Annotated in this window: 19 protein-coding genes; 8 read left to right on the top strand and 11 right to left on the bottom strand. The window is 41.9% G+C overall.

The genetic code is table 11. The annotated features are described in order from the left end of the window. Positions 1-78 precede the first annotated feature (78 nt). Positions 79-639, top strand: coding sequence for a hypothetical protein (locus HUK62_RS16150; RefSeq protein WP_004691412.1), 561 nt, complete (start codon positions 79-81; stop codon positions 637-639). A gap of 376 nt (positions 640-1,015) precedes the next feature. On the opposite strand, the gene HUK62_RS16145 is transcribed toward HUK62_RS16150, so the two are convergent. After that, a complete protein-coding gene (locus HUK62_RS16145; protein ID WP_104221770.1) occupies positions 1,016-1,348 on the bottom strand; it encodes a HopJ type III effector protein in 333 nt (110 codons plus the stop codon). A 387-nt stretch (positions 1,349-1,735) separates the two neighbouring features. Here HUK62_RS16145 and crcB point away from each other — a divergent pair, with 387 nt between their 5' ends. After that, a complete protein-coding gene (gene crcB / locus HUK62_RS16140) occupies positions 1,736-2,113 on the top strand; it encodes a fluoride efflux transporter CrcB (RefSeq protein ID WP_004977981.1) in 378 nt (125 codons plus the stop codon). A gap of 121 nt (positions 2,114-2,234) precedes the next feature. Here crcB and HUK62_RS16135 read toward each other — a convergent pair whose 3' ends face one another. Beyond that, the gene (locus HUK62_RS16135) at positions 2,235-2,489 is read right to left on the bottom strand and encodes a type B 50S ribosomal protein L31 (protein WP_176538353.1); all 255 of its coding nucleotides are present in this window, start codon (positions 2,487-2,489) and stop codon (positions 2,235-2,237) included. A 129-nt stretch (positions 2,490-2,618) separates the two neighbouring features. After that, entirely contained in the window at positions 2,619-3,917 is a 1,299-nt protein-coding gene (locus HUK62_RS16130) for an AarF/ABC1/UbiB kinase family protein (RefSeq protein ID WP_176538352.1), read from the bottom strand. Between the two features lie 193 nt (positions 3,918-4,110). Here HUK62_RS16130 and HUK62_RS16125 point away from each other — a divergent pair, with 193 nt between their 5' ends. Further along, on the top strand, positions 4,111-4,329 hold the full coding sequence (locus HUK62_RS16125; protein ID WP_176538351.1) for a DUF1737 domain-containing protein: 219 nt from the start codon (positions 4,111-4,113) through the stop codon (positions 4,327-4,329). A gap of 44 nt (positions 4,330-4,373) precedes the next feature. Here the strand turns inward: HUK62_RS16125 and HUK62_RS16120 are convergent, their stop codons facing one another. Then, positions 4,374-5,735, bottom strand: coding sequence for an MATE family efflux transporter (locus HUK62_RS16120; protein ID WP_275056148.1), 1,362 nt, complete (start codon positions 5,733-5,735; stop codon positions 4,374-4,376). Between the two features lie 41 nt (positions 5,736-5,776). After that, positions 5,777-6,238: a DMT family transporter gene (locus HUK62_RS16115; RefSeq protein WP_058870375.1), complete on the bottom strand. Its 462-nt coding sequence runs from the start codon at positions 6,236-6,238 to the stop codon at positions 5,777-5,779. A 124-nt stretch (positions 6,239-6,362) separates the two neighbouring features. Here HUK62_RS16115 and hemW point away from each other — a divergent pair, with 124 nt between their 5' ends. After that, on the top strand, positions 6,363-7,517 hold the full coding sequence (hemW, locus tag HUK62_RS16110; protein ID WP_176538350.1) for a radical SAM family heme chaperone HemW: 1,155 nt from the start codon (positions 6,363-6,365) through the stop codon (positions 7,515-7,517). A gap of 316 nt (positions 7,518-7,833) precedes the next feature. Next, positions 7,834-8,055, top strand: coding sequence for a hypothetical protein (locus tag HUK62_RS16105; RefSeq protein WP_176538349.1), 222 nt, complete (start codon positions 7,834-7,836; stop codon positions 8,053-8,055). A gap of 159 nt (positions 8,056-8,214) precedes the next feature. On the opposite strand, the gene HUK62_RS16100 is transcribed toward HUK62_RS16105, so the two are convergent. Then, on the bottom strand, positions 8,215-8,592 hold the full coding sequence (locus HUK62_RS16100) for a hypothetical protein (protein WP_176538348.1): 378 nt from the start codon (positions 8,590-8,592) through the stop codon (positions 8,215-8,217). A gap of 501 nt (positions 8,593-9,093) precedes the next feature. On the opposite strand from HUK62_RS16100, the gene hchA reads away from it, so the two are divergent. After that, positions 9,094-9,963 (top strand): glyoxalase III HchA, encoded by an 870-nt coding sequence (gene hchA / locus HUK62_RS16095; protein ID WP_176538347.1) that lies wholly within the window; start codon positions 9,094-9,096, stop codon positions 9,961-9,963. Positions 9,964-10,087: 124 nt separating this feature from the next. Here the strand turns inward: hchA and HUK62_RS16090 are convergent, their stop codons facing one another. Further along, positions 10,088-10,849 (bottom strand): substrate-binding domain-containing protein, encoded by a 762-nt coding sequence (locus HUK62_RS16090; RefSeq protein ID WP_176538346.1) that lies wholly within the window; start codon positions 10,847-10,849, stop codon positions 10,088-10,090. 357 nt (positions 10,850-11,206) lie between these two features. Then, on the bottom strand, positions 11,207-13,030 hold the full coding sequence (locus HUK62_RS16085) for an acyl-CoA dehydrogenase C-terminal domain-containing protein (RefSeq protein WP_176538345.1): 1,824 nt from the start codon (positions 13,028-13,030) through the stop codon (positions 11,207-11,209). Positions 13,031-13,261: 231 nt separating this feature from the next. On the opposite strand from HUK62_RS16085, the gene HUK62_RS16080 reads away from it, so the two are divergent. Further along, positions 13,262-15,679 (top strand): hypothetical protein, encoded by a 2,418-nt coding sequence (locus tag HUK62_RS16080; protein WP_176538344.1) that lies wholly within the window; start codon positions 13,262-13,264, stop codon positions 15,677-15,679. 43 nt (positions 15,680-15,722) lie between these two features. On the opposite strand, the gene aroE is transcribed toward HUK62_RS16080, so the two are convergent. The 3 genes from aroE to hemF all read right to left on the bottom strand — a co-directional run bounded on the left by aroE (position 15,723) and on the right by hemF (position 18,043). Then, positions 15,723-16,511, bottom strand: a complete 789-nt coding sequence (gene aroE / locus HUK62_RS16075) for a shikimate dehydrogenase (RefSeq protein ID WP_176538343.1) — start codon at positions 16,509-16,511, stop codon at positions 15,723-15,725. A 98-nt stretch (positions 16,512-16,609) separates the two neighbouring features. Next, on the bottom strand, positions 16,610-16,816 hold the full coding sequence (locus HUK62_RS16070; protein WP_010327619.1) for a hypothetical protein: 207 nt from the start codon (positions 16,814-16,816) through the stop codon (positions 16,610-16,612). A 285-nt stretch (positions 16,817-17,101) separates the two neighbouring features. Further along, the gene (hemF, locus tag HUK62_RS16065; RefSeq protein WP_176538342.1) at positions 17,102-18,043 is read right to left on the bottom strand and encodes an oxygen-dependent coproporphyrinogen oxidase; all 942 of its coding nucleotides are present in this window, start codon (positions 18,041-18,043) and stop codon (positions 17,102-17,104) included. Positions 18,044-18,309: 266 nt separating this feature from the next. Here hemF and hemN point away from each other — a divergent pair, with 266 nt between their 5' ends. Continuing rightward, complete coding sequence (hemN, locus tag HUK62_RS16060) at positions 18,310-19,674, top strand: oxygen-independent coproporphyrinogen III oxidase (protein ID WP_176538514.1); 1,365 nt, start codon at positions 18,310-18,312, stop codon at positions 19,672-19,674. Positions 19,675-19,698: the final 24 nt, after the last annotated feature.

Here is a 19,698-nt window from a genome sequence, read left to right as displayed (position 1 = left end):
CATAAGCTTCTTTTCAGGAAACTGGACTAAGATGAAATTGGTTCGTATTTTCCTAGGTCGATGGGAATGAGGTTTGCAATGAAATCTAAATTTATCCTGCTCGGTTTACTCAGCAGTTTGCTGTTGCCCATCAGTGCAAGTGCCACTGTAGATTACAACATTGCCAAAGGTTTAGCACCGACCTCTAAAGATCAATCGATTTCGGTATTGAAACCGTTTAAAGGTGATTTTCGAATTTTAGGTTCTAAAATGTATTCGGATGATGCACAAGCGAAATTCTCCCCGATTGACTACGCCGTGAGTTGGGGCTTGTTTGCTGAACCTGAAATTGCACGTCATATTACTGTGAATCAATACGACCGTTATCTCAACTGGAAAATCGATCGTTTGCCTGTGCCTGCCGAGCAAGCCATGCAAATGGTGTCAAATATGCACATTATTCCAGCCAACCCAGAAATTGCTAAACAAATTAAACACGTGAAACGTGGTGATTTGGTTCGTTTAAAAGGTGAGTTGGTTGAAATTAAAGACAAAGATATGGTCTGGACCTCATCCTTAACCCCGACTGATACGGGCGATGGTGCGTGTGAAGTCTTTCGGGTCAGCTCAATCCAATGGATCGAACGGGTAAAGGGGTAAATTGGAAGTAGCGCGTAGTTACTTCATCGTACTGTTTTAATGTTTTATAGCTGATTAACACCCATATGAAGTCTTGCTCCACGTGAAACCTATTGGTCAAATCTGTGGATGCTTATAGGTGTGTAATTCTATAAAACATTAATGATAGAGCTCTTGCAAAAGTCAAAAAATGATCATCCATTGACAATAAAATGAGTGTTGAAAGGCACTTCTCTCTTGGTGAGGAGATTAGTGGGAGGGAAGATTCTTCAATAAATCCTCTCCCTAGCCCTCTCCTTTATAAAGGAGAGGGCACTTTCATTGTGATTTCAAGACAGCTCAAAAAATGACTTATTCAAAAACCACGTTCAAGTAACTTGAACGTGGTTTTTTATCTTTATTTTGCAGTTAATGCCGTACCATCGAACTCAATACCGTCCCATCCATTCAACATGAACTGACGAATATTTTGATGATCTGTTGCATCAGGTGTCGCTAAAACAGAAGCGTAGTGTTCTGCAAATAGGCTTAAAGTTTGCGCTTGATCGAGACCTTGAAGTTGTGCAAACGAAAACACTTTTGCACTGCCTTGGTTTTCAGTTGCCGCATTGTGCTGCAAACCATTTTTAAATGCAGTTGGTGTATGTGTATAGGCTGCTTCAATAAAAGCCAATACATCTGAAAATTTTGCTTCGCCCGCTGCAAGCTGAGCCAATAATACCTGTGCCATGCGTCTATTTCCGACTAAATTTATGTCCACATCATACCCAAAAAGTGTGCTCTTGTGAGTTTCTGTCTGAGATAAAACCGTTTGTTCTGCATGAAGAGCGGGTGCTAGTGATTTTGGGAATCTATGTTGTATTGGTCATAGAGCCGCACTAGGGTGAAGTAAAGATATTCGGCGATGCTAGGTTTAATATCCCATGTAAAGCATGTGTGAGTTCGAATGCTGATGTTTACTTTTGAAAGTGAGACAAGAAGATATGTAGGGGCAACAACCGATGTTGAAAAACCTTGAAGTACGAGGATTGATTCAGGTTTAATAGCGTTATAGTTGATGAACTGTGGATAACTTCGGACTTATCCATACGCATTTTGTAAAGAATAGGATAGGTCAATGAATTGGATCTTGGTGGCAATGGGGGGCGGAATAGGGGCCTGTTTACGCTACGGTGCAGGATTATGGTTGTTTAAACCGAGTATGAGTTTTCCATGGCCAACATGGTGGATCAACATCATCGGTTGTTTTGCTGCGGGTGTTTTTTTTGCATTTAGCCAGAAGTTTCCAGTACTGCAACAAGAAGCACGTTTATTTTTGATGGTGGGCATACTGGGCGGTTTTACGACATTTTCGAGTTTTGGCCTCGAAACTTTTCAGTTATTTAGACAGGGACAAACAGTGCTGGCTTTGAGTTATGCACTGTCGAGTTTAGTGGTGGGCGTCATCGTGCTTGGGATCGGATTCTATCTGTTGGATAGTGTGCTTAAACATTAAGAAAAACGCTGGTCAAAATAGGAACCAGAAAAGAACGCATAAAAAAGAAGCCTAAGCTGGAGGAGGTCTTAGGCTTCTTGATATCTTTACTATAACGCGTATAGCTTAAAGAAAAATGAAATTATTCTGAGCGTTTGAAACGCGCGAAACGTTTATTGAAGCTTGCAACACGACCTTCATTACTGGTTTGACGTTGTTCACCTGTATAAAACGGATGTGAAGCACTTGAGATATCTAAACTGACGTAAGGATAGGTCTTGCCTTCATGCTCACGAGTTTGATGACTTTGTAAGGTACTGCCAATCACGAAAAATGCGTCGGCATTGGTGTCGTGGAACAGGACTTCACGATACTCTGGATGAATATTGGCACGCATAGACTTCTCCTTAAATATATTATTTTGAAATGTTATAATATAACAACAAGGAAGTCAAAATAAACCCAGTGCCTTTATGTAACTGGGTTTATTGAGTTGTAGCGATTTTATCGTGCCCGCAGTTCTTATTTAGGCAGGAGGAGGGACCAACTCTTCAAATAGATCATTGAGGTTGTCGTGCACTTTGAGATGAATCAGGTTCCAATAATGCCCTGAGACTGTTCGATTCACCATGAGTGTATCGGGTGAGGGTTTAAATACATCCCAATATTTCAGAGATGGCTTGACCAGTTCAATGCCATCATGATGCGCTGAGTTCTCAGCAAAGTCATACATGGTCGTAAGGGGGCGCATCAGCACTTCTAACCATGCTTCATACAGTTCGGCAGGAAATTTGCCTTGTTCGGACATAGAGTGCAAAGCAGTCAGTTGCTGCTCCATGGCCAAGATATTACTGTCGCGCGCCGCTTGAATCAGCTGCTTAAAATGCATCACAATTTCTGTCGATAGGGTTTTGACACCACCGTAGTCATACACGATCACGCTACCATCTTCACGAAAGGCAAAGTTACCCGGGTGGGGGTCGCAGTGAAAGCGTTTTAGAAAGAAAATCTCACGACCAATGGCACGGAATAAACGACGGCCCAGTTCATTGCGCGTCTCTTGTGACCATGTACTGGCAGTTTCAATGCTTTCGCCGTGCTCCAAGCTTAAGGTCAAAATATGACGGCTTGAATAGTCTTTGTAGACTTGAGGAATAATAATTTTAGGGTCTAAAGCTTGATGAAAGGTTCTTGCGACCTCTAAGTTTTGGGCTTCTATTTGATAGTTTAGCTCGTTGTCTAAACTGTCCTGAATTTCTTTAAAGAGTTGATCTTGCAGCTTACGGTCAATTTTAAGTACACCCATTAGGCGTAGCGCTAAACGGACTTGTTTTAAGTCGCTTTCACAGGCTTCTTCCACACCCGGATATTGAACTTTAACCACAACTTGCTCACCACTCGGTAAAGTGGCTTTATGCACTTGGCCAATGGAGGCTGCGGCAAAGGGTTGTTCATCAAAGGTGGTAAAAATTTGATTGAGCGGCTTGCCGAGTTCTTTTTCAACTTGAGCTTTGATCTCTTGAAAAGGCATCGCTGGCGCTTGGCGTTGTAATTTACTAATCGCACGTGCCACTTCAGGCGGGAAAATATCTTTGTATTGAGATGCAATTTGCCCGACTTTCATCACGGCACCTTTCATTTCACCTAAGGTGTCTGCAATTTGAAGTCCAATGTCCTGAAAAAGCTGACTGCGCGCCGCATTTTTTTTATCTTCATCGGCATTGAAGTTTTTAATTGAATTGGTCACAGTTTTGGTTGCGATACTTGCCGTCATGCTGGCAAGTTTCATAAAGCGACGACCGGGCGTACGAGTCGTATTTGCCATGCGATATTCCTCGGGGAATTTTCATTACATCTCAGATTTGATCATAGGCGACAAATGCAAAACTGCCTACTTTAAATTGTTAAGCTGATGTTTCTATTTAAATAATAGTGGTCAATTGAGTGAATTGCACACAAGATGTCGCTGCATTTAAAAATCGCGTTACACTGTGCAAAAAATTTTGAGTATGAAATAAATGAAAGTTTATCGTTATTTTACAGGCAAGGACGATGTGCATTTTTGTGCGCGTGTCACCCAAGCACTGAATGAAGGCTATAGTTTGTATGGTTCACCCACCATGACCTTTAATGGCAGTGAGGTGATCGTGGGGCAGGTGGTGGTTAAAGACGTTGAGGATGAGAGTGAAGTGCCACAAGGTTTGAAAGACGCTTTGGCACAGCAGGAGAACAGTTAGAATAGGAAGAAACGGCCTCCTTCCTATTCATTGCCATGTATGGCTTATGGATAGTCCTGACTGAGGCGTTTATTGTTATTATAAAGACGGAGCAAGAGCAGGGCACACGCCACGCTTAAACCGACAATTAGTCCAATCCAAACACCTGCTGCACCTATGTTGGTATAGCGCGCTAAATAGATACTAACCGGAAAGGCCACGATCCAATAGGCAACCATGGTAATCCACATTGGGCCTTTAGTGTCTTGCATGCCGCGTAAGCAGCCTGCGGCACTAATTTGCCAAGCATCCATCAGTTGGTAGGCGAGTGCAAATAATAGTAAATACATTGCAACTTCCGATACTTCATGATCAGAGATATAAATCGCCACAATTTCAGGACGAAACAGTGCAATCAGCAGCATGGTCATCAGCGCCAAAATCGTGCCTGTAGCCAGTCCGAGTTTTTGCACCTTTCGCATAGCCTCCCAGTTTTTTTCGCCATAGTAAGTCCCGACACGAATAGTCAGGGCGATGGCAAGAGACATCGGAATCATAAACAACTGAGAGGTGACCGACATTGCAATCTGATGCGCCGCCACAATGGTTTCACCCAATGGACTGAGAATAATCGCAGCGGTACTAAAAATACTGACTTCGAAGAAAATAGCTAAGCCAATGGGTAGACCAAGTTTTAAAATGCGTTCGATCCAGTAGCGATCCATCTTCTCCCAAGTGCTAAACACTTGAGTTTTTTGATATGCCGAGGCTTTAAAAATATAAGTGGCCAAGGTGAAAAACATGATCCATTGTAAAATAGCAGTGGCAAATCCGCAGCCTGCCGAACCGAGTGCTGGAATCGGGCCGAAACCATACATAAAGACAAAGTTCAGTGGAACCAAAAGGACCAAGGCCGCTAAGCTAATGACGGTCACAGGACGTGGGTGACCAAGTGCTTCAGAATATCCACGCAGTGCTGCATACATAGTCACCGCAGGCATGCCAAAGCCAATGGCATGTAAAAATAGGCTGGCTTTAGGTAGTAAGTTTGCAGGTACACCCATGAGGGGCAATAACAGCGGCATGGCTTGTAAAATTAAACCCGCAATGCTACCCAAAATAAAGGCGACCCAAAGGGATTGACGAGCAATGGTGGCGATTTTTTCAGGTGTACGTGCACCATTCGCTTCGGCCACCAATGGTGTGGTGGCAATCATGATGCCACTGAATAGCAACATCACTGGTATCCATAAACCGACACCGACGGCAATTGAGGCTAAATCGGTAGGGGATAAATGCCCCGCCATGATGGTATCAATTAACCCGAGACCCGCTTGAGAAAACTGCGTGATCAGGATGGGCAGCATTAACACCAATAACTTTTTTAATTCGAAACGATGGGACGTGATTTTATTTGTAGTCGACACAAAAATTACTCATATTCATCATGTGCTTGGTCTAAATAAATTCAGCGTTGTAAAGTGAGAAGCACACCAATAAAAATTACGACGCCACCAAGTAAACGCTGCCAATTGACAGGCGTTTTTTCGGTACCAAGTAGACCATAGTGGTCAAAAATCACGGAGGTCAGGATTTGTCCAAAAATAACCAAACCTGAAAATGTGAGAAAGCCTAATTTAGGCGCAGTATAGATGCTTATACTGATGGCATAAACCCCTAAGCAACCACCGAGCCATAAGTACCAAGGAATATTGGAAAAATCATGTAACTGCGGTTTGTCGACGGGCTGGACTACAACCAAAAGCGCTAAAACGCAGGTTCCAATGAAGAAGGATAACAATGCGGCTTGTAGTGGAGAGTAAAAATATTCTCTGAGTTGTGTATTTAGTGCCGTTTGAAAAGTCATAGCAATGCCAATACCAAAGGCCAGTGGTAGCATAAACAGCAAGTGGCTCGATATTTTCATCATTTTAAACCATTCATTCTTCTTGTCTTTTTATCAGTCTAATCCAAATAGACACAGATTTCATAAGTGTCTTGATGCAGTCATGTTAAAATATGCAAGATTACCGCTGTGCTTTAGAGTCTCTTCCTTGACTGATTTACATCCTGCAAATATTCCGTTGTCTTTATATATTCACATGCCGTGGTGTGTGCGTAAGTGTCCCTATTGCGACTTTAATTCACATGCAGTGCCAGATGGCAAACTGTCTTTAGATTTAGAGCAAGAATATTTACATGCTTTGGTCGAGGACTTTAAAACTCAACTTGAGTTTGCTCAAGGGCGTCACATTCATAGTGTGTTTATTGGCGGCGGAACGCCGTCTTTGATTTCAGCACAAGGGTATCAATGGTTATTTGCCCAGTTAAAAGCATTACTGCCTTTTGAGGCGGATTGTGAAATTACCTTAGAAGCCAATCCGGGTACAGTCGAACATGACCCTTTTGCCGATTATTTGGCAGCAGGTATCAATCGCTTGTCGATAGGGGTTCAAAGTTTTAATACTGAACATTTAACCAAGTTGGGACGAATTCACAGTAACGCCGATGCGATTTCTGCGATAGGCCTTGCGCGTGATGCAGGCTTTAAGCGAATTAATGTCGACCTCATGCATGGTTTACCTGAGCAAACTTTAGAACAAGCTTTACTGGATTTGAAGCTGGCCGTGGACAATGGTGCAACGCATATTTCATGGTATCAACTCACGATTGAACCGAATACTGTGTTCTTTAGAACCAAGCCTGTCTTACCTGTGGACGATGTACTTGAAGAGATTCAAGCCCAAGGTGAAGCTTATTTAAAAGTGCAGGGTTTTATCAATTATGAAGTTTCGGCATGGCGTAAAGAGCAGCCCTCGACACATAATTTGAATTACTGGCAGTTTGGTGACTATTTAGCGATAGGGGCAGGTGCACATGCCAAAGTTACCCAGCCAGATGGGGTCTATCGGTTCCAGAAAACTCGTTTACCCAAAGACTATTTGGCTAAAGTCCCAGCAGAGCATGTGCAGTTTAAGCGGATTGAAGCTGACGAATTACCCTTTGAGTTTATGATGAATGCTTTGCGTTTAAATGATGGGGTTGCAGCTGAATATTATGCGCAGCGTACAGGTTTGAATCTGGATAGTTTGGCTGAAACGTTAGACTCACTACGCAGTCGAAAATTAATGGTGGATGATGCTATGCGCTTAGCATGTAGCGAGCAAGGGCATGTATTTTTAAACTCAGTGTTGGAAGAATTTATCTAAATTTTATAAAGCCATGCTTGTGTGAGTTGCCATCATGGCTTTGAATTTGGCTTGAAAGCGATACATGCGCTGTGGAAGTTCCATAAAAATTCCAATTTTTGATGTTTTGTTTTTATAAAATTTAGATCTATATAATAAAAATTGTTTTACTGTTATTGATTTTAAGACCTATAAATCAGCGCGGCACAGTCTTCATTTCGTAGTCTGCTAGGATATGTGAGAAAAAAAGAGAAGACCTGACATTTAGGAACAAATATCACGGTCTTCGTTAAGAATCTACATTCAATTAAAAAACTAAGAATTTAGGTATTCAAACATGGCAAGAGTTTATACAAAGATCGGCGATATTTTTTCTGTAGACTTAGAGCATGGTACGAAGAAATATTTTCAACTGATTGCTTATGATCAATTCACATATGTTGGAGAGTTAGAGGGAGAAAACCGTAAAGCAGAAATAGGAGTGGTTGTGAACCCTTTTGATATAGTGGAACGTATAAAAATAGGGCATTACGATTTTGTATATCCACAATTTGAATAGATATTTTCTTTTAAGTTCACTTAAGTTCTAGTTCAAACGTTGAACAATAAAAAATTATGATTCAATCCGCCTTTTTACATAAAGACTCATTCAAAGCCCAATCTGTGATTAGTGTTCCATGTATCTATATCGTTTTGATTTAAAAAATGACTGAATGATTTAATCATCATAGATCAGATCATCTTCATGCACATTGATAAAGTCAGGTTGCGGATTTGTATCAAATTGAACCGCAGAAATGGACTCTTTGCCTAAAATCTTTGCTTTTCCCACTCTGTGCATACCATCCATTAAGCGACCTTGAGCACATAAAATGATGGGATAAGCTAAATCTGCCTCTTGAATGAGTTGCATATGCGCAATAATGTCTTGAGTAGTTGGGTGAGTATCTGGATACCAATAAGCTTCGTCTAATTCCTTGATGTCTGATAGCGGAACTTGCCTGACTTGAAAAGATTGAGTGAGTTCGACTAAGTGATCGACATCCCAAATATAGGTATCGTTTTCAACCTTTCTAAAATGATATTGCTTTCTCATCAGGATTAAACCCAGCTAAAAATACAAAAGAATTAAAACATAAAGTCTAAAAGAATAGTTGTGTGTGAAATTAAGCGAGTTAATAATCGTCAGACATTAAATAGCCAGTCATTTTTGATTCAGCCGATAATGAATAGCGTTGATTCATTTGTACGAATTAGCTTACATCAATTCCCGCTTTTTTCGCCTATGCGCCTGCCTGTAAGTTTTCTAATATAGAACCATAGAGAGCAGGATGCTCCAATAGAATAACAATAAAGATCACCTCAAGGACGAAGGTACGACAGGAGTCATACCTCAGCACTTAATGCGAAAAACCCCGACAGAATGTCGGGGTTTTTTATTGTCTAAATTTTTATCTTGTCATACAGGCAAGCTTATATTTACATCTTAAAACAGAGCCACGTTGAAACTTTGTTATGCTGAATAAATGAGCTGTGGTACAGAACTCTAGGTTTCGTAAAACTGAAAATAACCAAGCAATAATAAAGGAGAATCAGCATGGCACAGAGCAGCCAAGACCGTAATCCAAGCCCTGATTTAGCTGAAGATAATGCATTTTTTCCATCGCCTTATTCACTTTCCCAATACACCGCCAGTAAAACCGACTTCGATGGAACCGACTATCCAACACCCTATATTGGGCATAAAAAAGTTTTGATGGTCGCAAGTGATGAGCGTTATTTACTGATGAAAAATGGCAAGTTCTTCTCCACAGGCAACCATCCTGTAGAAACTTTACTGCCTATGTATCATTTAGACCGTGCGGGCTTTGACATTGATATTGCTACGTTATCTGGCAATCCAGTTAAACTTGAAATGTGGGCGATGCCCCATGAAGATGCTGTCGTGCCTGCAACATTCCAAAAATACTTAGCCCAATTTAAGAAACCCCTAAAACTGGCAGATGTACTGAAAAACAGTTTAGGTGATGACTCTCCCTATTTGGCTGTTCTTATTCCCGGTGGGCATGGTGCTTTAATTGGTTTACCTGACAGTGAAGACTTAAAAACTTTACTGAAGTGGGCGGTGGCAAAAGATAAATTTGTCATTTCGTTGTGTCATGGACCAGCAGGTTTATTGGCAGCTGCGGTTAATGAAGCGCCTGAAAACTATATTTTTAAAGGCTATAAAATGTGTGTGTTCCCCGATGCACTCGATCAAGGGGCAAACTTAGACATAGGTTATATGCCAGGAGAATTACCGTGGTTGTTGGTAGATCGCTTAGAAAAGTTGGGTGTTGAAGTGGTCAATAAAGAGATGTCGGGACAGTGTATTCAAGACCGTAAGTTAATTACAGGAGATAGTCCTTTGGCATCGAATACCTTGGGTAAAATGGCAGCACAAGCGCTTTTGGCCGAGGTTCAGTAGTTATATTTTCTTCAATCAAGAGCGCCGTGGCGTTCTTTTTTATGTCCAATTTGCTTATTAAAAGTTCGATTTTTTAAGCTTGGAAACTGATCTTGAATGTGGATCAAAGATTAAAATTAAGCACTCATTTGTTCCAACCAAACTGTTTAAAAATCGCATGGCCTTGTGGAGAACTTAAAAACGTAACAAAACTTTTTGCTTCAGGATTTTTTAGACTGTGCTGAGTCAGTGCAACACCTGCATCGCGGTAAATCACCAGTTCAGGTTCGATCGGAATAATTTGCCCAATGTCTGGATTACTGACTCCCCAAATATTAAACACCAACCATGCATCATAGCTGCTGTCCGCTTCCCATGCTTTTTTCGCTGCGCCAGTATTGGGTGCATACATGGCGATATTTTTACGGAAGGATTTTGTGAGCTGAATGTTACCTGTTCTACCTGCAATATCTTCCCACATGCCCACTTGGCCTGCGCCATGTGTGACCAAAACTTTAGTGTTTGGTGTGCTTAGGTCTTTAAATCCTTGAATATGTTTGGGATTGCCTTTTCTGACTAAAATGGCAGCAGGGCGTAAGTAGAGTGGCTCAATTGTGTCCTTTACGATTTTGTCAGCAAACAGGTTTTCAAAATCAGACATCATGGCTTCCGAACCGCTATAGATGACGTCGGCATCGAGTTTGGCTTTGTCGGCCCATTGTGACGTAGGTCCTGCGATTACATGGACATCAATTTCTGTCTTATTTTTAAATTGTTTCGCTGCTTCATGCACTGCTGGCGCTGGCCCACCTGGACCATAAACATTGATTGCCACAATAGTGTCCATTGATAAAAAGCCCAGCATGAGCGGAAAGATATAGTAGCTCAGCTTATATATTTTTAACATAGTTATTTCCTTTACTGATATTTGAATGCTGATCATATTTGTTTTTCTGATGTAATTGAATATTTATATTATTTTTTTTGTTAAATGGTTTTTAAAATATTAGCGCGATTTTCTTACTTAAATTTAAGTTGTAGAAAGACAGAGCCATGACAAAATTTTTAACGCACTAACTCTAAAAAACTATCAGAGAGCGTAGAGAACTCTTTTTAACTGTGTAGGGAACGCTTTTACCAAAGTCTAAAGATGAGGCCAGAAAATTGGAGCGACAGCTAAGTTGCTGGGGGAGTTGGATTGTAAGGTCGGACAAGAAATAAAAAGAGCGCCTAGGCGCTCTTTTTATCATTTTGACACTATTAATTAGTAGTCAAAGCTAAAGTGTTCAGGTGCTAAAGAAGTCATGGTTTTTGAAGGATTGACCATTGCTTCGGCATGACCTTGGGTCCGTGGCAATAAACGGTCGAAGTAGAAGTCAGCGACTTTAATTTTCGCTTTATAGAATTCAGCAGATTCTTTGCCATCACCAGAAGCCAATTTTTCTGAAGCCACAGCTGCTTGTTGTGCCCAGAAATATGCCATCATCACATAGCCAGAGAACATCAAGAAATCGACAGAAGCTGAAGATACCACGTCACGGTCTTTACGAGCTGCAAGCATAATGCGAACAGTTAAGGCATTCCACTGCGCACATACTTTGGTTAAGTCCCATGCAAAACGACGCATGTATTTGTTGCGTGCCTGTTGACCACAGAATTTTAAAATTTCCGTGGTGTAGTCGCGAATCACTTTACCTTTAGAGGTCAGAAGTACTTTACGACCAATTAAGTCCAGTGCTTGAACACCTGTTGTGCCTTCATATAGTGTCGCAATACGTGCGTCACGTGCAATTTGCTCCATGCCCCATTCTTTAATGTAGCCATGACCGCCATAGACTTGCATACCGTGGTTTGCAGCTTCCAAGCCCAATTCAGTTAAGAAGCCTTTTAAAATTGGGGTATAGAATCCTAAGTGATCATCATGTGCTTCAAATGCAGCAGTATCGCCACGCTCAAGTGCATCTGCCATTTTGTCGGCAATTTGCGCTGCATAATAAATCATTGAACGACCGCCTTCAGCAATCGCTTTTTGTGTCAGCAACATACGGCGAACGTCAGCGTGATGAATAATGGCATCCGCCACTTTTTCAGGGTCTTTTTTGCCAGAAAGTGCACGCATCGACATACGTTCTTTGGCATATGGAAGTGCACCTTGGAAAGAAAGCTCAGCATGTGCAATACCTTGAATTGCCGTACCGATACGTGCGGTGTTCATAAAGGTAAACATGGCATGTAAGCCTTTGTTTGGCTCACCAATCAAGTAACCGACAGCATTATCAAAGTTCAATACAGCGGTTGCAGAAGCACGAATCCCCATCTTATGTTCAATTGAACCACAGGTCACAGAGTTACGTTCACCAAGGCTACTGTCTGCATTGACCAAGAATTTAGGCACAATGAACAGTGAAATCCCTTTGGTGCCTGCAGGCGCATCTGGAAGACGAGCAAGTACGATGTGAATGATGTTCTCAGTTAAATCTTGTTCACCTGCAGAGATGAAGATTTTGGTGCCTGAGATATTATAAGTGCCATCGGTATTTAATTCAGCTTTGGTCTTTACTTGACCTAAGTCGGTGCCACACTGAGGTTCAGTTAAACACATGGTACCTGACCATGTACCTGCCACTAAGTTCGGCATATACAGATTTTTCTGTTCGTCTGTACCAAACTGTAAAATGGTGTTCATACAGCCGATGCTTAAACCTGGGTACATTTGGAAAGACCAGTTTGCTGTGCCCATCATTTCCGATTTAATCAGATTTAAAGATTGTGGTAGGTTCTGACCGCCAAACTCTTCAGGGAAAGACAAACCTTGCCAGCCACCTTGGACAAACTGGTCATAAGCATCTTTGAAGCCTTTTGGAGTTTTCACTTCACCATTGTCGAAGGTACAACCTTCTTCATCGCCCGATTGGTTTAAAGGAGATAAAATATTTTCACAAAAATCTGCTGCGCCTTCTAAGATCATATCTACCGTATCAGCGTCAGCAGCTTCACCATTTGATAGGGTTTGATAATGTGCAGGATAGTCCAGCACTTCATTCATTAAGAAGCGAATATCATGTAAGGGAGCTTTATATGCAGGCATGTGTGTAATCCTAATTTAGAAATAGTATTGGATTATTTAAATCGATCATTTCATTATTCATACATCGTATCAAAATACATTGATGGATCAGACCTGAAAAAATGTCAGAAAGGCGAATTGGAAGATAAAATCATCAATCTAAAAAGACAGTTCTGTTACACTGACTCGATGGTCTTTTGATCATGTACTTTTTTAATAAACTATAATTAACTCAGGTTTTCAGCAAGTATTATGCGCTTAAAATATATAACACTTTGTTTATTGGGTTTGAGTATCAGTGGGTGTACTCAGCATGTCATTAAATCCAATGCTTCTTCAGATCAACAGCTCGGGCAACAAGCCACGCATGGTCTTAATGCCATGTTTGAAAATTCCAGCTATGATTTTAAAGGTCAGTTCTCTATTCAATCTGACTTTAATTTTAATGAGTCCAAGCCAAATTCTAAGTCGAATACTCAGTCAAATGGGACGAACTTAGATCCAGAGTTGAAAAAACAATTAGATCAACTATTAAAAAATCAAAAGATTTCCTTTACTGCCAAAGAAAAACAAGCGCTATATGATGCACTTGCGCGTGAACAAAATCCGTATGCATCGTTGTATGGCGGTGGTGAATCACGTTCTGCTAAGGTTCAAATCGCAGAATCTTTGGTAAATTTACTCAATGACTTACAGTTTAGTTATCAGGGCTCTGTGCATTTCCGTCAAAAATTGGCGGCATTGACTTTGCAGTTAAGCTATCAAAAACCAACCTTACAAGTGCAAGCACAGTTGCCGATGGTGGTTGATTTTAATGATTATAAATTTTATACCAACTACTTTGCCTTTATGCCGTTCATGGTGAATCGTGAAAGTCAGGATCGCTTTGCCTACATTGACTTTTCTAAGCATAAAGATGCATTCGGTCATATTGATTTTAAAAAGTTTGCTGAATACTTAAAGCAGATGAATGCACTGCCATATGCTTTGGCAGAGCCAAATCAGGTGCATAGTGTTGATTTAAGCAAGTCAGAAAAAGAAGCTGGGCTAAGCAAAAAAATTCGCTATATGGGTGACTTAGAAACAGCACAAGTACAATTGGGCTTGTTTGAATACGTCAATAAACTGCACTATACCCAACAGATACAAGCTTTTGATGCTGAGCGTCTGATTGAAGATGCTGCAAAAACGCCAAGCGCAGCGGAAGATGCAATGCAGGCGGCGAAAGAAGCAGAGATTGCAGCAAGTAGCGCAAGTGAAGACCCAGCCTATGATTCACTCGAACGTGTCAGTCATTTGGTGAACCAACAAATGCAGAACTTGAGTGGTTATGGGCAGAGCGATGAACAAGACATTGTTGTAGATGCCGCTGCCGATGCTACGGTTGATGCAGCAGCAGATGTGGCTTATGCGCAGGCCGCGACAGAAGATGCTGATGAGACAGCAACAGAAGTGTCTGCTTCTGCAGCACCAAATACGCTATCTGAAGAAGCTTGCGATGCGCTCATCAACAGCAAGAACATTCCTATTGGTAAAGTGACCGCATGCCGTGATTATCAAGATATTGATGTACTTGCACCTAAAGTAACCAATGAATCTGTAGATGAAGAGACTTTTGGACAAGCAGCGACCAATGTTTTGGAAGAGCTGAAACCACTCTTTAGCGCGTATCAAACAGAGCAACTGGTAGACGCACAAAGCTTTAAACAACTTTGGCAAAAACATCAGGCTGAAATTACACCGATCATGGCACAGCTGGGTAGCGAGCGTTCACCGTTTGTGATGGATGTTGGACTCGACCAAAAAGGTCGTGCGCAAAACATGGATTACAACATTGTGATTAGCGATGAGCAAATTGGTAAGCTACAAATTAAGAGCACCAATCAGGTGTTTAATTATGGCAGTGCGACAGCCATTGACCGTCAAGCTTTAAGAAATGCAAAATCGATTGAGGAAGTGTCTAAAGGTTCACTGCTAGAAAATGTAGTGAAAGGCATGCTGGGCCCGTTAGGTGCAGATTCATCAAGTGTAGAGAGCGCATCATCAAGCACAACAGAATTACCTAAGGCTATTTCAGATTATTACCAGCAGGCAGCGCAGCAAAGCTACGCACGTCAGCATTCTGAAGTTAAAGCGTATCAAGCAGTATTTGCTTTGATGTTTGCCGCACAGCGTCCAGAGTATATTCGTTACTATAGCTCAGCGACCATCAATGAAATTTCAGAAGTGTATGCCTACGAGTTCATGGATGTTGCAGAGCCGAAGGGTACAACACTCAAACGTTTGAACCAGTTACGTCAAAAACATGCTTTACAACACGAACAAGACTTTGATGAGTTGGGTGAAAGTATCGCCAATATTGTTAATGATGCACTGGAAGATGTACAAGAAAATCAACAATGGAAGGATTTGGTGAAGAAATACAAAACCAAGCAAGCGGTTTTTGCTCAGGTCTATCAAGACAAATTTACCGATACCTATGAAATTGAGCCAGAGCAGATTGCATATTTGACTCAGTCTGCACACGTCTTTGCTAAAGCATTTGCAGATGACTTAAAAGGTCAATTGACAGAAAAATCGTTGCAAGGTTTGAAGCTTGAACATGATGACTTCTTTAGCGATTCGACCTATTACGAGACCTATAAAGCCGTACAAAAACAGATGAAGTAATGTGAAAAAAAGAACCTCTGCGGAGGTTCTTTTTTATTTGTGCTTATAAAAAATCTTTCAGATTGGGTTTGATGCCATTCCAAATCGAAAAAGATTCAATCGCCTGACCAACCAGCATGCCGTAGCCTTCTGAGGTAGGTACGCCGCGAGCTTTAGCTTGATCTAAAAAAGTTGAGGGTTTGCCATAGGCCATTTCATAGGCATGTTGAAATTGCAGGGCTTCAGGCAGAATTAAGGCATCGCCACTTAGGCTGGCAGAGGTTGCGTTAATCACCAAATCAAACTGACCTTCGAGTGCCTCTAAGCCGATGGCTTGTAATTCGGCTTGCGGTACAGCCGTTTTTAAGTCAGCAATCAGTTGCTCAGCACGGGCAAGGGTACGATTGGCAATCACAATTTTTTTCACCCCTGCTTGGACCAGTGGATAAATGACGCCGCGAGTTGCACCACCTGCACCGATGATCAGTACATCAGTTTGCTCTAAGCTCCAGTCCAATGCACGAATGGCATCGACTAAGCCTTGTCCATCGGTGTTGTCACCATGTAATTGACCATCGACCATCCACAGTGTATTGACTGCTTTTGCGATTTTAGCGCGTTCAGTGAGGACTGCGCAGGCTGCAAAGGCTTGTTCTTTAAACGGGACAGTGACATTAAGACCAATGCCACCCTGTGAGAAGAATTCTTGGATGTTGGCGAGGAAGCCATCGAGTGGCGCAAAACGTTTACTGTAGTTGAGGTCGAGCCCCATTTTTTGTGCAAACGCATGGTGAAGTTCAGGTGAGCGAGACTGCTCAATCGGGTTGCCAATGACAGCGAATTGTTTGCTCATCGCACCAAATCCATGTGAGAAATGCCGTTCAATATACGGCAAATTACACGCAGGCTAAAGCGTTCAGTGTTTTTTATCAGCAGAGAAAAGAAAGGCGATTATGGATTGCAGATACTGTGAATCGCATCAAACAATAATTTTGCTGCGGTCAGGGTTAAGCCGATACCTGCAAATACGGTGATGCTGATGGATGCATTGTCATTAAACGCACTTTCAGAAAAAATAGTGGTACTGATCGAGCTTAGCAACACAATAGCAAAGCAGAAAAGAACCATGGTGGTCGAGCTAACTCTTTTTGCGAACATGTTTGGGACCTCAGAGAACAGCAAAGGAGGATACTAAATGTTGATGTCATTAAAATGAATACATTGAAAATGACTTAATTTAGCTTACGGTTTTTGCGAACTTAAAAGAACCCAATTGCTGTTTTAAACCTGTGACAATGCTTTAATAAATGCAAAGAAATGACGCTTTGTGTAGTGGTCATTCTACGGGGAATTGATCGGGAAATATATAAAATTTAATGGATAAGCTGCCCTAATCTAGTGAAAAGGGCATGCGTGAGGGGGGAGAATTGTAAGCCTGTGTTTCTATTTGAGTAGCTTGAGCCAATCTTGCGGTTTCAGGTAAAAGTCGGTCAGTTTTTTCTCAGCGGAATCGGCCTCCCATTCAGGTCGATATGACCAACCAGCCAAATTCGGCAAGCTCACTAAAATCGATTCAATTCGTCCACCTGTTTGTAAACCAAAAAGCGTGCCACGGTCATAGACCAAGTTATATTCGACATAACGACCACGACGATAGATTTGAAAGTCGCGTTGCGCCTCGCTATAAGGCTTGTCTTGGTTACGCTGGAAGATCGGAAGAATGGCATTCAGATAGCCATTGCCCACGGCTTGAATATATTGGAAACAGGTTTCAAAGTCCCATTGATTGAGATCGTCAAAGAACAATCCACCGACGCCACGTTGTTCGTCGCGGTGTTTTAAATAAAAATAGTCATCGCACCATTGTTTATGTTCGGCATAGACTTCAGCGCCAAAGGGCGCACATAAGTCATGTGCCGTCTGATGCCATGACAGCACATCTTCATCATTCGGGTAAAATGGTGTGAGGTCAAAACCACCCCCAAACCACCAAATTGGATCTTGGCCTTCTTTTTCAGCCACGAATAAGCGTACATTGGCATGTGACGTCGGGACATTCGGGTTTTTTGGATGGATCACCAGAGACACGCCCATTGCTTGCGCTTTGGCGCCTGCAATTTGCGGATGGCGTTCAGTCGCTGAAGCAGGGAGTTTAGAGATGTTGATGTGTGAGAACATCACTCCACCTTTTTCAATCACCGTACCATTTTGCAGTACGCGTGAACGACCCCCACCGCCTTCAGGACGCTCCCAATCATCTATTTCAAACTGCGCAGTCCCGCCACCAGCACGTTCTTGTTGTTCAAGTGCGGCACAAATACGAGCCTGTAAGTCGAGAAGAAATTCGCGAACACGTTGGATATCCGCAGACGTTGGGTGCTGCATGAAAAGCCTCATGGAAAAAGATGAAAACTGCCTACATCAAAACATAAAACAGCAAAAAGATTAAGAATATTTTCCAAAGAGTCCTACTGCAGCATTCGATGTTGTGAAGCAATTCAAAAATGAAATGCTGCCATTCGAAAATAACCTGACCAATTCGCTAGGTTGAATTCTGATTCTAAGCTCAGCAGAATAACCACAGTACAGACCCGAGTTTGGCGATGCAGAATAGGCTGCATCTTCTGAATATGGAAGAGCTGATGGTAAATATGCGCGATTCATTGATTCAAAAATACAATGTTCCTGGTCCACGTTATACCAGTTATCCAACGGTGCCGTATTGGGAAGAGGCGCAGTTTTCCTTAGATCAATGGAAACAGACGCTGAAAACATCGTTTGCTGAATCGAATTCTACTGAAGGCATAAGTCTGTATATTCATCTGCCTTTTTGCGAAAGTCTCTGTACTTTTTGTGGCTGCCACAAACGCGTGACCAAAAAGCATGAGATGGAGCAGCCTTATATTCAGGCGGTTTTGAAGGAATGGTCTCTTTATTGTGAATGGCTTGAAGACAAACCGCGCATTAAAGAAATTCATTTGGGCGGGGGAACGCCAACTTTCTTTTCTCCAGCGCATTTAAGTCAGTTAATTGAAGGCATCCTTGCGCAGGCAGAGATTGCCGAGCATTATGAGTTTAGCTTTGAAGGGCATCCGAACAATACGACACGGGAGCATTTGCAAGCCTTGTATGACTTGGGCTTTCGCCGTGTCAGTTATGGGGTACAGGATTATAATGAAACCGTACAAAAAGCCATTCATCGGATACAGCCTTTTGAACATGTCGAGCAAGTGACGCTGTGGGCACGTGAAATAGGCTATAGCTCAATTTCACATGATTTGGTCTTTGGGTTGCCTTTTCAGAAGCTTGATGATGTCCTCAATACTATTGATCAAACCAATCGTTTACGCCCAGATCGTCTGGCATTTTATAGTTATGCACATGTGCCTTGGATCAAAGGCAATGGACAGCGTGGGTTTAAAGACCATGATGTGCCGAAAGATGAAGTAAAACGTCAGTGCTATGAGGAAGGAAAAAATAAATTATTGGCACAGGGGTATCATGAAATTGGTATGGATCATTTTGCTTTAGAAAGTGATGCGATGTATCAATCATTTCAGGCAGACACTCTGCATCGCAATTTTATGGGTTATACCGCATCGAAAACCCAAGTGATGATTGGTTTAGGTATCTCATCCATCAGTGACAGTTGGTATAGCTTTGCGCAAAATGAAAAAAAACTCGAAGATTATTATGCGCGACTGGAAAACAATGAAATTCCTGTCTATCGCGGGCATATTTTAAGTGCCGAAGATTTGATGATTCGTCGTCACATTTTAAATTTGATGTGTAGCTTTCAGACGTCGTGGGCAGAACCAGATATGCAATTTCCGGAATTGGCTGAGGTCTTGGGACAACTGGAAGAAATGCAGGATGATAGTTTATTGGAGATTGGGCCACACAGTATAAGGGTGACTGAGCAGGGCAAAGCCTTTGTGCGCAATATTTGTATGGCGTTCGATTTGCATTTAAAACGCCGTCGACCCGAGAGCCGTATTTTCTCCATGACCATCTAATCTGATTGAAGTGCTCTAAGCCAG

The sequence above is a fragment of the Acinetobacter sp. NEB 394 genome (assembly GCF_013374795.1).
In the GTDB taxonomy this organism is placed as follows: Bacteria; Pseudomonadota; Gammaproteobacteria; order Pseudomonadales; family Moraxellaceae; genus Acinetobacter; species Acinetobacter johnsonii.
The sequence above is the reverse complement of the archived record's forward strand: the minus strand, read 5'-3'. Positions and strand labels throughout refer to the sequence as shown.

Coding starts and splice junctions, on each gene's coding strand:
- HUK62_RS16150 (WP_004691412.1), top strand. CDS start 79: ATGAAATCTAAATTTATCCTGCTCGGTTTACTCAGCAGTTTGCTGTTG.
- HUK62_RS16145 (WP_104221770.1), bottom strand. CDS start 1,348: ATGGCACAGGTATTATTGGCTCAGCTTGCAGCGGGCGAAGCAAAATTT.
- crcB (WP_004977981.1), top strand. CDS start 1,736: ATGAATTGGATCTTGGTGGCAATGGGGGGCGGAATAGGGGCCTGTTTA.
- HUK62_RS16135 (WP_176538353.1), bottom strand. CDS start 2,489: ATGCGTGCCAATATTCATCCAGAGTATCGTGAAGTCCTGTTCCACGAC.
- HUK62_RS16130 (WP_176538352.1), bottom strand. CDS start 3,917: ATGGCAAATACGACTCGTACGCCCGGTCGTCGCTTTATGAAACTTGCC.
- HUK62_RS16125 (WP_176538351.1), top strand. CDS start 4,111: ATGAAAGTTTATCGTTATTTTACAGGCAAGGACGATGTGCATTTTTGT.
- HUK62_RS16115 (WP_058870375.1), bottom strand. CDS start 6,238: ATGATGAAAATATCGAGCCACTTGCTGTTTATGCTACCACTGGCCTTT.
- HUK62_RS16105 (WP_176538349.1), top strand. CDS start 7,834: ATGGCAAGAGTTTATACAAAGATCGGCGATATTTTTTCTGTAGACTTA.
- HUK62_RS16100 (WP_176538348.1), bottom strand. CDS start 8,592: ATGAGAAAGCAATATCATTTTAGAAAGGTTGAAAACGATACCTATATT.
- hchA (WP_176538347.1), top strand. CDS start 9,094: ATGGCACAGAGCAGCCAAGACCGTAATCCAAGCCCTGATTTAGCTGAA.
- HUK62_RS16090 (WP_176538346.1), bottom strand. CDS start 10,849: ATGTTAAAAATATATAAGCTGAGCTACTATATCTTTCCGCTCATGCTG.
- HUK62_RS16085 (WP_176538345.1), bottom strand. CDS start 13,030: ATGCCTGCATATAAAGCTCCCTTACATGATATTCGCTTCTTAATGAAT.
- HUK62_RS16080 (WP_176538344.1), top strand. CDS start 13,262: ATGCGCTTAAAATATATAACACTTTGTTTATTGGGTTTGAGTATCAGT.
- aroE (WP_176538343.1), bottom strand. CDS start 16,511: ATGAGCAAACAATTCGCTGTCATTGGCAACCCGATTGAGCAGTCTCGC.
- HUK62_RS16070 (WP_010327619.1), bottom strand. CDS start 16,816: ATGTTCGCAAAAAGAGTTAGCTCGACCACCATGGTTCTTTTCTGCTTT.
- hemF (WP_176538342.1), bottom strand. CDS start 18,043: ATGCAGCACCCAACGTCTGCGGATATCCAACGTGTTCGCGAATTTCTT.
- hemN (WP_176538514.1), top strand. CDS start 18,310: ATGCGCGATTCATTGATTCAAAAATACAATGTTCCTGGTCCACGTTAT.